General features: G+C 69.3%; 18 protein-coding genes and 1 riboswitch. Of the genes, 11 read left to right on the top strand and 7 right to left on the bottom strand.

Translation table 11 applies throughout. The annotated features are described in order from the left end of the window. The first annotated feature begins 110 nt into the window (after positions 1 to 110). Positions 111 to 857: an ABC transporter permease gene (locus tag PUN51_RS03035; RefSeq protein ID WP_275179866.1), complete on the top strand. Its 747-nt coding sequence runs from the start codon at positions 111 to 113 to the stop codon at positions 855 to 857. A gap of 26 nt (positions 858 to 883) precedes the next feature. Here PUN51_RS03035 and PUN51_RS03040 read toward each other — a convergent pair whose 3' ends face one another. Beyond that, positions 884 to 1,429 carry a YceI family protein gene (locus PUN51_RS03040; protein ID WP_275179867.1) on the bottom strand — a complete coding sequence of 182 codons (546 nt, stop codon included), beginning with the start codon at positions 1,427 to 1,429 and terminating at the stop codon, positions 884 to 886. Positions 1,430 to 1,574: 145 nt separating this feature from the next. On the opposite strand from PUN51_RS03040, the gene PUN51_RS03045 reads away from it, so the two are divergent. Both PUN51_RS03045 and PUN51_RS03050 read left to right on the top strand, forming a co-directional pair. Then, positions 1,575 to 2,003 (top strand): hypothetical protein, encoded by a 429-nt coding sequence (locus PUN51_RS03045; protein ID WP_275179868.1) that lies wholly within the window; start codon positions 1,575 to 1,577, stop codon positions 2,001 to 2,003. 42 nt (positions 2,004 to 2,045) lie between these two features. Then, entirely contained in the window at positions 2,046 to 2,780 is a 735-nt protein-coding gene (locus PUN51_RS03050) for a CDP-alcohol phosphatidyltransferase family protein (RefSeq protein ID WP_275179869.1), read from the top strand. Between the two features lie 48 nt (positions 2,781 to 2,828). Here PUN51_RS03050 and crcB read toward each other — a convergent pair whose 3' ends face one another. The 6 genes from crcB to PUN51_RS03080 form a co-directional block, all read right to left on the bottom strand. Continuing rightward, entirely contained in the window at positions 2,829 to 3,206 is a 378-nt protein-coding gene (gene crcB, locus PUN51_RS03055; protein ID WP_275179870.1) for a fluoride efflux transporter CrcB, read from the bottom strand. Further along, positions 3,203 to 3,730: a fluoride efflux transporter FluC gene (locus PUN51_RS03060; RefSeq protein ID WP_275179871.1), complete on the bottom strand. Its 528-nt coding sequence runs from the start codon at positions 3,728 to 3,730 to the stop codon at positions 3,203 to 3,205. Before PUN51_RS03060 ends, crcB begins: the two co-directional genes overlap by 4 nt. After that, positions 3,730 to 4,278 carry a universal stress protein gene (locus tag PUN51_RS03065; RefSeq protein ID WP_275179872.1) on the bottom strand — a complete coding sequence of 183 codons (549 nt, stop codon included), beginning with the start codon at positions 4,276 to 4,278 and terminating at the stop codon, positions 3,730 to 3,732. The genes PUN51_RS03060 and PUN51_RS03065 overlap by 1 nt, the downstream gene beginning before the upstream one ends. Before the next feature lie 66 nt (positions 4,279 to 4,344). Continuing rightward, positions 4,345 to 4,431: riboswitch (Fluoride riboswitch) on the bottom strand. A 55-nt stretch (positions 4,432 to 4,486) separates the two neighbouring features. Then, positions 4,487 to 5,158, bottom strand: a complete 672-nt coding sequence (locus PUN51_RS03070) for a haloacid dehalogenase type II (RefSeq protein ID WP_275179873.1) — start codon at positions 5,156 to 5,158, stop codon at positions 4,487 to 4,489. Positions 5,159 to 5,255: 97 nt separating this feature from the next. After that, positions 5,256 to 5,672, bottom strand: a complete 417-nt coding sequence (locus PUN51_RS03075) for a DUF302 domain-containing protein (RefSeq protein ID WP_224026915.1) — start codon at positions 5,670 to 5,672, stop codon at positions 5,256 to 5,258. Between the two features lie 73 nt (positions 5,673 to 5,745). Further along, positions 5,746 to 6,003: a metal-sensitive transcriptional regulator gene (locus tag PUN51_RS03080; protein WP_043452296.1), complete on the bottom strand. Its 258-nt coding sequence runs from the start codon at positions 6,001 to 6,003 to the stop codon at positions 5,746 to 5,748. Between the two features lie 125 nt (positions 6,004 to 6,128). Here PUN51_RS03080 and PUN51_RS03085 point away from each other — a divergent pair, with 125 nt between their 5' ends. The 8 genes from PUN51_RS03085 to PUN51_RS03120 all read left to right on the top strand — a co-directional run bounded on the left by PUN51_RS03085 (position 6,129) and on the right by PUN51_RS03120 (position 11,961). Continuing rightward, positions 6,129 to 6,746: a rhodanese-like domain-containing protein gene (locus PUN51_RS03085; RefSeq protein WP_275179874.1), complete on the top strand. Its 618-nt coding sequence runs from the start codon at positions 6,129 to 6,131 to the stop codon at positions 6,744 to 6,746. Continuing rightward, positions 6,743 to 7,501 carry a sulfite exporter TauE/SafE family protein gene (locus PUN51_RS03090; protein ID WP_224026917.1) on the top strand — a complete coding sequence of 253 codons (759 nt, stop codon included), beginning with the start codon at positions 6,743 to 6,745 and terminating at the stop codon, positions 7,499 to 7,501. The genes PUN51_RS03085 and PUN51_RS03090 overlap by 4 nt, the downstream gene beginning before the upstream one ends. A 22-nt stretch (positions 7,502 to 7,523) precedes the next feature. Beyond that, positions 7,524 to 7,865 (top strand): rhodanese-like domain-containing protein, encoded by a 342-nt coding sequence (locus tag PUN51_RS03095; protein WP_275179875.1) that lies wholly within the window; start codon positions 7,524 to 7,526, stop codon positions 7,863 to 7,865. 48 nt (positions 7,866 to 7,913) lie between these two features. Beyond that, positions 7,914 to 8,210 (top strand): rhodanese-like domain-containing protein, encoded by a 297-nt coding sequence (locus tag PUN51_RS03100; RefSeq protein WP_109864070.1) that lies wholly within the window; start codon positions 7,914 to 7,916, stop codon positions 8,208 to 8,210. A gap of 76 nt (positions 8,211 to 8,286) precedes the next feature. Continuing rightward, positions 8,287 to 8,652: a thioredoxin gene (gene trxA, locus PUN51_RS03105; RefSeq protein ID WP_275179876.1), complete on the top strand. Its 366-nt coding sequence runs from the start codon at positions 8,287 to 8,289 to the stop codon at positions 8,650 to 8,652. Positions 8,653 to 8,656: 4 nt separating this feature from the next. Beyond that, positions 8,657 to 9,067 carry a rhodanese-like domain-containing protein gene (locus PUN51_RS03110; protein WP_275179877.1) on the top strand — a complete coding sequence of 137 codons (411 nt, stop codon included), beginning with the start codon at positions 8,657 to 8,659 and terminating at the stop codon, positions 9,065 to 9,067. A 91-nt stretch (positions 9,068 to 9,158) separates the two neighbouring features. After that, a complete protein-coding gene (locus tag PUN51_RS03115) occupies positions 9,159 to 10,559 on the top strand; it encodes an MBL fold metallo-hydrolase (RefSeq protein WP_275179878.1) in 1,401 nt (466 codons plus the stop codon). Between the two features lie 127 nt (positions 10,560 to 10,686). Next, positions 10,687 to 11,961 carry an MFS transporter gene (locus tag PUN51_RS03120; protein ID WP_275179879.1) on the top strand — a complete coding sequence of 425 codons (1,275 nt, stop codon included), beginning with the start codon at positions 10,687 to 10,689 and terminating at the stop codon, positions 11,959 to 11,961. Positions 11,962 to 11,967 lie beyond the last annotated feature (6 nt).

Consider the following 11,967-nt stretch of genomic DNA (forward strand, 5'->3'; position numbering starts at 1 on the left):
GACCCTTGCGAAGCTAGCACCGGCCAAAAGGGCGGGAGCGCCGAAAAGGCATTTCTTAATGATTCCTTGACGCGTGATCTACGACGCAGTGCGGTCAGTAAGCTGGCGGCATGCCAACCCTCGCCGCGCTGCTGCCCACCCTGGTGGCCGTTGCCATCCTGGCGGCACTCACGGTGGGCATCCTGTGGGGCGCGCGGACGCCGTCGTACCTCTCCCCCGCCCTGGCCATCCTCCGCGGCGCGGCCCAGCTGGCGGTGATCAGCCTGGTGCTGGGCGGTGTCATCACGAGTCCCCTGTGGGTTGGGGCGGCCCTGCTGGTGATGTTCAGCGTGGCGTCCGTGACGGCGGCGCGCCGGCTCACGTGGTCCTGGCGGCGCTTTGCGCTGGTGGCGGCAACCATGGCCGCCGGGATCCTGGTGACGCTGGGGGTCGTGTTCGGAACGGGCGCCATCGAGTTCTCCCCGCGGTACGCGCTGGCGGTGGGCGGGATCGTGATCGGCAACTCCATGACCATTGCCACCCTGGCCGGCCGCCGCTTCTTCGAGGCAGTAGTGGAGCAATGGGACCAGGTGGAGGGCTGGCTGGCGCTGGGTGCCACGCCGCGGCAGGCCACCCTGATCCAAGCCCGGCAGGCGGTGCATTCAGCGTTGATCCCGTCCACGGACCAGACCAAGACCACCGGCCTGGTCACGCTGCCGGGCGCGTTCGTGGGCGCCATCTTCGGCGGCGCCTCACCCCTGGAAGCGGGGCGGTTCCAGGTGGTGGTGCTGGCCTCGATCATGGCCGCCGGGTCCATCACCGCGGTGGCACTCATCCGTTCGCTGGGCAACGTGAAGGTACGGCCCGCGGCGCCCTGACAGACGGGCGCCGCGGAACTGCTGCGTCAGCCCTGCTTGACCAGGGCCGCTTCCAGGCTGATCTTCACCTTGTCGCTGACCAGCAGGCCGCCGGCCTCCAGCGCCGCATTCCAGGTGAGCCCGAATTCCTTGCGGCTGATCTCCGTCTCGGCGGAGAAGCCGGCCCGTGTAGCGCCGAACGGGTCAACGGCAACGCCTGTGAACTCGACTTCCAGCTCGATGGGCCGGGTGACGCCCTTGATGGTGAGGTCCCCGGTCAGGGTGTATTCCTCGCCGTCCCCTTCGATGGAGGTGCCGCGGAAGGTCATCTCGGGGTACTTCCCGACGTCGAAGAAGTCTTCGCCGCGGACGTGGGCGTCGCGGTTGGCGTCGCCGGAGTTGAAGCTGGCGGTGGATACCGTGGCGTGCACCGACGAGTCCGCCAGGGACTGGCCCACGCGTGCCTCGGCCTGGGCTTCGGTGAAACGGCCCCGGACCTTGCTGATCCCGGCATGGCGGACGCTGAAGCCGATCTCGCTGTGGGACATGTCCAGGGTCCAGGTTCCAGGCGTGAGTTCCTTGGGAAGGGTCATGGCAGTTCTCCTTACTCGTAGGGCCGCAGGCCCAGCCGCCCGCTACAGGCGCAAGACTGCGGATGCCCCTAAATATTCCCCCCAAAACCCACATGGAAAACAGGGCCGTATGAACCGGAAGGGAACTTCCGGCGTATACATAAGCGTGGCTCTACGATTACTGACCGCCCTGGCGCTGTTCATTGATGCCGGCGTCCACCTCTTCCTGGCCCCGGGCTACCAGAACGCGCAGCCTGGCACTGTCAGCCAGGGCACCCTGTTCCTGCTCGAAGCCGCCGCGGCGCTGGTGGCCGGTGTCTATGTCCTGGTCCGCGGCAGCAGGGCTGCCTACGCCGTGGCCCTGGTGGTTGCCCTCAGCGCGTTCGCCGCCGTCGTGCTGTACAGGTACGTGGACATCCCGGCCATCGGACCGATCCCGGCGATGTACGACCCCGTCTGGTTTTTCTCGAAGACCCTCAGCGCTGTTGCCGAGGGAGCCGGCGCGGTGCTGGCCTTCGCCGGCCTGGTCCGTGGCGGCCGCAGGAGAACGTCCGACGACGGCGCCAGGCTTCGGGCCCGGCGCCGCCGCCCGTGACCATCACCCCCGCCGTTGTTAGCATGCAAGGGGAGGTGGCACATGGGCGCGGCTGAACGGGCGGTGCCGGATGCGTTCGGCGCCGTTTCCATTTATGTGCTGTCGGCCCTCTGGCTGACGTCCCTGTCCCCCACCGTGCCGGTCCTCCAGCTGGCCGGACTGTGCGCGGGCGCCCTGGTGGCCGTGGCCGCCGCCGGTTCTGTCCTGCGCCGTATCCCCCGGTTCTCAACGCCGGCCGACCGGGTCACCCTGCTGCGCGCCATCCTCGTGGCCCTGTGCGCGGTGCTGGCCGTCCCGCAATTGTTCACGGGCCGCCGCGCAGACCTGCTCCTCCCCGTCCTGGGCGGCGCCGCGTTCCTGCTGGACGGGCTGGACGGTGTGGTGGCCCGGCGCACCGGAACCTCGTCGCCTGCCGGGGCGCGGTTCGATTCCGCCACCGACGCCGCCCTGGTGCTGGTACTGTCCGTTGCCGCCGCTCCCGTGGCGGGCCCCTGGACGCTGGGCATCGGGGCCATGTACTACGCGTTCGTCGCCGCGGGGCTCGTCCGGCCGCACCTTCGGGTGGCGCTGCCGCCCAGCGCATCCCGCAAAGCCATTGGCGCGTTCCAGCCCTTCGCGCTGCTGTTCGCGCTCCTCCCCGGGGTCCCTGCGGTTGCCGCGGCGTCGGTACCGGCACTCGCCCTGGCCCTGCTCGCGTTGTCCTTTACCCGCGACGTGGTCCAACTGGAACACCTGCACCGCGCCGGACTCCAGGGTGTGCCGGCCGCGGTTGCCTAGTTGGTGTGGGTACGCTGCCGCCCGGTCGCGTCACAGCAGCCCGTCCCGTTACAGCAGCCCCGCGACGGCGAAGCCTCCGGCAGCGGCGGCCACGGCGGCTGCTGCGGTACCCAGGGCGTTGAGGAGGGCCAGTCCCGTGCGGCCGGACTGGACCAGGCGGACGGTTTCGAAGCTCGCGGTGCTGAAGGTGGTGTAGCCGCCCAGGAATCCGGTGCCGGCAATGGCCTGCAGCTCCGGGGGCGCCGCATGCACGATCACGGCACCCGCCACGAGGCCCAGCAGGAACGATCCCGTGACGTTGATGGCAATGGTCCCTACCGGCAGGGCGGTCCTGATTTTGGCGCGCACCAGGCCGTCGACCACGAAGCGGGTGGCAGCTCCGAGGCCGCCGGCGAGTCCCAGCAGGATGATGGTCAGGGGGCTCACCGGGTTCCCTCCTTCCGGGGGCCGGCTGTGCCTGGCCGGGAGCTGGTCCGGGCATGCTGGGCTGCTGCCAGCCGGATGCCGGCCACGGAGGCCACGGCTCCGACCAGCACGGAGGCTGCCACATAGATGAAGGCGTCGGCGCTGCGGCCGGCACTGAACAGGGTGGTGGTTTCCACGGCCAGGGTGCTGTAGGTGGTGAAGGCGCCCAGGAACCCGGTGCCCACCAGCAGCCGGACCAGCCGCAGCCGCCCCGCGTCAGCGCCCCGGCGGACCAGAGACTCAAGCAGGGCACCCAGCAGGAACGCCCCCGCCAGGTTGATGACCAGGGTGGGTACCGGCCAGCCGCCTGGCGCGGGCAGGACGCTGCCCAGCCCATAACGGGCCAGGGCGCCGAAGGTGCCGCCCACGATGACCACCAGGACGAATCCCGGGTGCAGGTGGACCGGCCGGTGGACGCGTGCCTCGCCCAGCGTCCCTTGGTCTGTGTCGCCGGCCGCTGTGGTCCCGGGGACGGGCTGCTCCATCAGTGGTCCGCTTTCGGCTGGTGCCTGGGGTGCGGGGCCAGGGGGACCACCAGGACGGGCCGGTGCTGGCGGTGGGTGAGATGGACTGCCACGGATCCCACGAGCAGTTCCTCCAGCCGCGCCCCGAGTCCGCGTTCCCGGGTGCCCACCACAATGACGGACGCGTCAGTGGTTTCCGCCAGCCGTCCCAGCGCCCTGGCAGGGTCCCCGGCCAGCGTCACGAAGGACCAGCCGATCCCGGTCCCGTCCAGGGCTTCGCGGAGATGGCCGGCGATGGAGGCGCTGATGCCTTCGATGTCGTCATCAACCCCGTCGGGATCGATGGGGCGCGCTTCCACCGTGCCGTCGGGCTCTTCGGCCAGGTAGGTGGTGACGTCCACGTAGGCGCAGACCAGCTTCACGCCCAGGCTGTAGGCCAGCTCGGCGGCGCGGTGGGCCACGGCCAGCGGCTGGCCCGGCACCACCCCCATGAGCACCGGCCCGCTGATCTTCCGGAGTGCATAGGGAACGCCGCCAGTGGAGGGGGCTGGTTTCTCGGGCTCAGTCATGTGCTCTCCTGTTCGGCGGGGCAGGAAGACTGAACCGGGCGCGGGCACGGGTCACCTGCCTTCGTGTCAAAGGCAGGAACCATCAGCCATGTGGCGGTTCGAAGACCGCGCACCAGCGCAGGCCTTCCGGCGGGATCCATCACCGTGAACAGAGACTACAGGTATTCCCGCGGCGTCCGCCACCACGGCTGCGGCCCCGGCCACCAGCCTAGGCGGCGAGGGCCGGGGGCAGCTCGGTCAGTGCCCCGACGGTGATGTCGGGGGCACGGAAATACGAGGGGTAGCGGGCGCCGGTCCGGTTGATCCAGGCGGTCCGCAGCCCGGCCCTGGCTGCGCCGTGGATGTCCCAGGGGTGCACGGCGACCAGCAACATGCCGGACGGATCCACTCCGGCCGAGGCGCCCGCATACAGGTACGCGGCTTTGGCCGGTTTCCAGGCAGGGGCATCCTCCACCGAGAGGAGCAGCTCGAATTTATCCCGGATGCCGCCGGCAACCAGCAGCCTGTCCGTATTGGCGGCCGCGCCGTTGGTCAGGGTGGTCAGCCGGTGCCCGGCAGCTGCCAGGGCGCGGACCCCGGCAGGGACATCCGGGTGAAGGGAGAGGTTCTGCAGGGCGGCCATGACGCGTTCGACGGCGGTGTCCAGGTTCCCGGAGATCCCTTCGGCTTCCAGCACGGTGCGGAGGGCATCGCCGCCAATGGTGGCGAAGGCCTGGTTGTCGCCGCTGGCGGTGAGGGCGAAGCCGTCCCGCAGGAGCGTGGCGAACCAAAGTTTGGCCAGCCCGCGGGGCGCGCCGGTCTGCGCAAAGACCTCGCCGAGCGGGGCCATGTCCGAGAGCGTTTCGTTGACGTCAAAAACGATGACCAGTGGTTCCGCCATGATCTTCCCTTTTCGTTCCAGCCGGCCGGTCAGGCCCTGCCGGCGGCTGCCGGCAGGCCAGGCCTGTCAGCAGTAGACCACACGGGAGCTGCGGGGACTAGCCTTCAGTCTGGCCCAGGCTGGCGAGGGCCTTGCGCAGGCGAGTGCCGGCGTCGTCCGCCACTTCCTTCACGGAAGGGGCGCTGCTGAGCTGCACCATGGTCTGCGGATCGATGGCTTCCACCGTGGTGGAGTCCGCGGAGCTGTTCCGGCGCACCACCACGTTGCAGGGCAGCAAGGCACCCATCTCGGGTTCGGCAGCCAGGGCGCGGCTGGCGAGGGCGGGATTGCAGGCACCGAGGATGACGTAATCCCCGACGGCGTCCGCGGCCTCGGCGCCGAGCTTGGCTTCGAAGGTGGACCGGACGTTGATTTCGGTCAGGATCCCGAACCCCTGCGCGGCGAGGGCTTCGCGGGTGCGCTCCAGCGCCTCCGCCCAGGGAAGGGAAACAGTGGTGGCCAGGGTGTAGGTCATGATGCTCCTTGAAGTTGCCGGGCGGTGCGGGTCTAGAGGGTGCTGGGGCTCAGGGCGCGCAGCGTGCCGCCGGTCAGGCGAGGGAGAGGAAAAGCTTCTCCAGGTCCTTCCGGTCCATGGTTTCGTCCTTCTGGACGATGCACTGCTCAAGCCCGGTAGCGATGATGGCGAAGCCCGCCCGGTCAAGGGCCTTGGACACGGCGGCCAGCTGGGTGACGACGTCCTTGCAGTCCCGGCCCTCCTCAAGCATGCGGGTCACAGCGGCGAGCTGGCCCTGTGCGCGCTTGAGGCGGTTGATCACAGGCGTGAGTTCGGTTGGGTTCAGTTCCATAAAGGGGTCTCCATCGATGGGGTGCTTGCCGTCAACTATATACCCCCATGGGTGTTTTGACTACCCCCGGGGGTATCTGTAATACTCGGTGGGGTATCCACCCGACCCCTTCCGAGAGGCCACCCATGACATCCCCTTCCACAGCAACAGCCGTTACTGCACTCGCCCCTGAGGCCCTCCAGTCCTGGATCAAAGAGCACCAGGATCTTGTGGTGATCGACGTTCGCTCCGCCGCTGAATTCGAAACCATGCACATCCGCGGCTCCTACAACGTGCCGCTTCCGCTGCTCTCCGAGCACACCGATGAGCTCGCTGCCCGCCTGGGCTCCCGCGTTGTCCTGGTCTGCCAGTCCGGCGTCCGCGCCGAACAGGCCCGCCAGCGCATGGCCGCTGTTGGCCTCGACACCGCCTACGTGCTCACCTGCGGGGTTCCCGGCTTCGCCGCCGCCGGCGGCGACGTGGTCAAGGGCAAGGACCGCTGGGACCTGGAACGCCAGGTCCGCCTGGCCGCAGGCTCCCTGGTGATGCTGGGCCTGGCCGGGGGCAAGTTCGTCTCCCCCAAGGTCCGCATGCTGGCCGGCGCCATCGGCGCCGGGCTGACGTTCTCGGCCGCGACCAACACCTGCGCCATGGGCAAGGCCCTGTCTGCCATGCCGTGGAACAAGGCCGCCAAGGAACCCACCCGCGAAAGTGCCATCCTGCAGCTCCCCGTGCAGCCGGCTGAAGAGGGCGCGGCAGCATGATCCCGGCCCTGGGTCTGGGGCTCGTCGTCGGCGTCGTACTGGGCGTAGTGGGCGGCGGCGGGTCCATCATCGCTGTTCCCGCCCTGGTGTACGGCGTGGGCATGAGCCCCGCCCAGGCCATTCCCACCTCGCTGCTGGTGGTGGGAATCTCCTCGCTGGCAGCACTGCTCCCCAGGTTGCGGGAAGGCCTGAACTGGCCCGTGATCGCCCTGGTGGGGGGTGCCGGCATCCCGGCAGCCTGGGCCGGTGCGGCCGTGGGCAAGCTGCTGGACCCGAACATCCTGATGCTGGCCTTCGCCGGGATCATGGTGGCCGCGGGCATCCGGATGCTCAGCAAGCCCCGCGAAAGCGAGGGGTCCTGCAGCACCGGGCCGAACCGGGCATTCCGGTCCTGCGCCCCGAAAGCCGTGGGAGTGGGCCTGCTGGTCGGGTTCCTCACCGGATTGCTGGGCGTGGGCGGCGGCTTCCTCATCACCCCCGCGCTGACCATCTTCCTGGGCCTGCGCATGAAGCAGGCCGTGGGAACGTCGCTGGCCATCATCGTGGTCAACTCGGCCGCGGGGTTCAGCGCCCACGCCGCCGGCTACACCATCGACTGGGCCACCACCCTGGCGTTCGCCATCCCGGCGATCGTGGGATCGGTGGTTGCCGCCCGGTTTGCGCGCCGGCTGCACGACAAACACATCCGCATATCGTTCGCGGTACTCATCTTCGCCGTCGCGGCGTGGGTCACCGCCGGCACGGTCACCGCCTGACCCATCCATAGAGGAGAACACCATGGGACTGATTGATTCCCTCAAGAAGGCCTTCAGCAAGCCCTACAAGACGATTTCGGTGGCCCAGGCCAAGGAACTCCTGGGTTCCGGGGCCACGCTCATCGACGTCAGGTCGGCCCAGGAATGGCGGACCGGCCGGGCGCCGCAGGCCAAGCACGTTCCCCTGGACCGGCTGCAGGCCAGCACCGCAGGCATCCAGAAAACCCGTCCGGTGATTGCCGTCTGCGCCTCCGGCGTCCGCTCCGCTTCGGCAGCCAGGCTGCTGGCCGCCAAGGGGTACGACGCGTACTCGGTGCGCGGCGGCATGGCTGCCTGGCGCCAGGCCGGCGAACCCGTCCGCTAGCAACACCACCACAGCTCCAGCCACACACCACTTCGAAGGAGAACCATCATGGCTGAAATCACCATCACCGAAGCCGAACAGCGCCGCTCCACCGCCCGGATCCTCGACGTCCGCGAGGACTTCGAAGTCGCCGAGGGCATGATCCCCGGCGCCCTGCATATCCCGATGGGCCAGTTGCAGGCCCGCCTGGGCGAGCTTGACCCGGCCGTGCCCGTGATCGCCGTCTGCCGCAGCGGCAACCGCAGCGCCGCCGTCGCCGATGCCCTCAACGGCGCCGGCTACAAGGCGGACACCATGGCCGGCGGCATGACCGCCTGGACCCGCGCCGGGCTCCCCACCACCTAGGCCCTGCCCCTGCGGCACAGCGCAACCAACAAACACAGCGCAACCACAAACTTCGCCCGAAAGGACACGACAGATCATGGCAGCAACCATCGACATTACCCAGCAATCCTTCGCCCAGACCCTGGAGGACAACGGCATCGTCTTCGTTGACTTCTGGGCAGCCTGGTGCGGCCCCTGCCGCATGTTCGCCCCCACCTACGGCGCCGCCGCCGAACGCCACCCGGACATCACCTTCGCCAAGGTGGACACCGAGGCCGAACAGGCTCTCGCCGCCGCAGCGAACATCACGTCCATCCCCACCCTGATGGCGTTCAAGGACAAGACCCTGGTCTTCTCCCAGCCCGGCGCCCTCAACGCCACGGGCCTGGAGGAAGTCATCCAGGCCGTGAAGAACCTGGACATGAACACGCTCCGCGCCGAAGCCGGACACCAGCACGCCTGAGGCCATGACGGACCAGCGGGCGTTCCGTACGGTCACGGCGGACGAACTCGCCCTGGCGCGGCCCCGCGTCACGCTGGTGGACGTCCGCAGCCGGGAGGAGCACGCCACCGCGCACGTCCCGGGGAGCCTGAACATTCCCCTGGATGAATTGGCCTCCCGGCTCACGGACCTGCCCAATACGACCCTCTACCTGATGTGCGGCTCCGGAAAGCGCAGCAGCCAGGCCGCGCGGGTCCTCACCGACCGCGGACACACCGCGGTCAACGTGGCCGGCGGGATCACCGAGTGGTACCGGGCAGGGCATCCCGTCAGCTACAGCCAAACTCCGGCAGACCAGCCGGCACCATCAAAAAACCCCGCAGCACCAGGCCTCCGGCGCCTGCTGCCACGGCTCTTCCGCAGGACATCCGCATAGGCCGCAGCGCACTTGCGGGATACCCCCGGGGGTATCTATACTGAATTCAGAACCACCTCCCAATCCCCTTTCAACTGAAGGAGAGCACCAGATGCTTATCGAGCGCATTTACGACGAAGACCTCGCACAAGCCAGCTACGTCATCGGCTGCCAGGCCAAGGGCGAAGCCATCGTGGTGGACGGACGCCGCGACATCTCCGTGTACCAGGAGCTCGCCGCCAAGAACGGCATGAAGATCGTGGCCGTCACCGAGACCCACATCCACGCCGACTACCTCTCCGGCACCCGCGAACTCGCAGCCGCCACCGGCGCCAAGATCTACGTCTCCGGCGAGGGCGGACCCGACTGGCAGTACCAGTTCGAGGGCGAGCGGCTCTACGACGGCGACACCATCACCCTGGGCAACATCAACATCAAGGCAGTCCACACCCCCGGGCACACCCCGGAGCACCTGTCCTTCCTGGTGACCGACGGCGCGTTCAGCGACAAGCCCGGCTACCTGCTCTCCGGAGACTTCGTGTTCTCCGGCGACCTGGGCCGGCCGGACCTGCTGGACGAGGCAGCCGGCGGCGTGGACACCCGCTTCGAGGGCGCCAAGCAGCTCTTCGCCAGCCTCCGCGACAAGTTCCTCACTCTCCCGGACTACGTCCAGGTCCACCCCGCCCACGGCGCCGGCAGCGCCTGCGGCAAGGCCCTGGGTGCCATCCCGTCCTCCACGGTGGGCTACGAACGCCTCTACGCCTGGTGGGGCCCCTACCTGGCCGCCAACGACGAGCAGGGCTTCATCGACGAGCTCCTCGACGGCCAGCCCGACGCCCACGCCTACTTCGGCCGCATGAAGCGCGAAAACCGTGAAGGCCCGGCCGTCATGGGCGAGCGTGCCCCGCTGCAGGAGCTGGACACCGCCGTCGTGGCCCAGGGCCTGGCAGATGACACCCTGACGTTCATCGACACCCGCTCCAACGGCGAAGTCCACCAGGGCACCGTGGCCCGGTCCCTGAACGTGCCGGCCGGCAAGTCAGTGGCCAGCTACGGCGCCTGGGTGGTCAACCCGGAAACGGACACGAACCCGCTGGTGCTCCTGGCCAAGGACCAGGAGCAGGCCCAGGACATGTGGGACCACCTGGTCCGCGTGGGCATCGACAACGTGGCCGGCTACCTGACCGGCATCGAGGGGCTGCCCACCTTCACCCCCAAGCTGATCCAGCCTGAGGAACTCGACGGTTTCGACGCCGCCATGGTCCTGGACGTCCGCAACAAGACCGAGCACAAGGCCGGGCACATCCCGGGCTCGTACCAGCTCAGCGGCGGCCGCGTCATGTGGCACCTCGACGAGCTGCCCATCGGTGGAACCATCGTGTCCTACTGCCAGTCCGGCGTCCGGAACTCCGTAGCCGCCAGCGCCCTGCGCCGTGCCGGGTACGACGTCGTCGAACTCGACGGCAGCTACGCCGCCTGGAACGCCTGGCAGAACAGCGTCCCCGCCGTCTGACCGGACCTGCCACCCCAAGACCGCCCGGGCAGGACCCCCCTCCTGCCCGGGCTCCCGGCCCGGGCGTGCCCCCACACGCCCGGGCCACCTTTATGTCCCCCTATCCACCGCCAGGAACGGAGCACCAATGCCGGACAGAACGCTTCCCCACGCCCCCGGGCCAGCCGGTCCCATGCTGGGCCTGCGGCAGAACCTGGCGCAGTTCATGCTGCTGGTTTCCGTCAATGCCCTGGTGGGCGGGACCCTGGGCCAGGAACGCACCGTCCTGCCCCTCCTGGCCTCCCAGGAGTTCCACCTGGACCTCTACACAGGGGCGCTGACGTACATCCTGGCCTTCGGCCTGTCCAAGGCCGGGATGAACTATTTCGCCGGCACCCTCTCCGACAAGTACGGCCGCAAACCGGTCCTCATCGCCGGCTGGCTGGCAGCGGTTCCCGTACCGCTCATGCTCATCTTCGGCCCGTCCTGGGGCTGGATCGTGGCCGCCAACGTCCTGCTGGGCATCAGCCAGGGGCTGACCTGGTCCACCGCCGTCATCATGAAAATGGACCTGGTGGGCCCCAGGCAGCGTGGGCTGGCCATGGGCTTCAACGAGGCCGCGGGCTACCTTGGCGTGGCCGCCACAGCGCTGGCCACCGGCTACCTGGCCACCTCCTTCGGACTCCGCCCCGCCCCGTTCCTGCTCGGAGCCGCCTATATCGCCCTGGGCCTGGGCCTGACGGTCCTCGCCGTCCGGGAAACCCACCAGCACGCCAAGACCGAGGCCATCCAGCATGCCGGCACCTCCAGCCGCGCCCATGCCGGCCTCACCACCGGCCAGGTGTTCACCCTCACCAGTTTCAAGGACCGCTCCCTCTCGGCAGCCAGCCAGGCGGGGCTGGTGAACAACCTCAACGACGGCCTGGCCTGGGGCCTCTTTCCCGTCCTGTTCGCCGGCGCCGGGCTGGACCTTGGCCAGATCGGCATCCTGGCCGCCGCCTACCCCGCTGCCTGGGGTGCCGCCCAGCTGGCCACCGGCGCCGCCTCCGACCGGTGGGGCCGCAAATGGTTCATCACGGCCGGCATGCTGGTCCAGGCCGTGGCGCTGGGCATCACCGCAACCGCCCACAGCTTCGGGCCCTGGCTCGCCGCCGCCGTCGTGCTGGGCCTCGGCACCGCCCTGGTCTACCCCACCCTGCTGGCCGCCATCGGCGACGTCGCGCACCCGGCCTGGCGGGCGCGCTCCGTGGGCGTGTACCGGTTGTGGCGCGACGGCGGATTCGCCGTGGGCGCCCTGCTCTCCGGTGTCCTGGCCGACCTTTACGGCATCCCCGCCGCCGTTGCCGCCGTCGCGGTCCTCACCGCAGCTTCCGGCGCCGTGGTGGCCATCCGGATGCGCGGCAACGACCACGCGGCGGGATAGCGCACG

The organism is Arthrobacter sp. NQ4 (genome assembly GCF_029077345.1).
Lineage (GTDB): Bacteria > Actinomycetota > Actinomycetes > Actinomycetales > Micrococcaceae > Arthrobacter.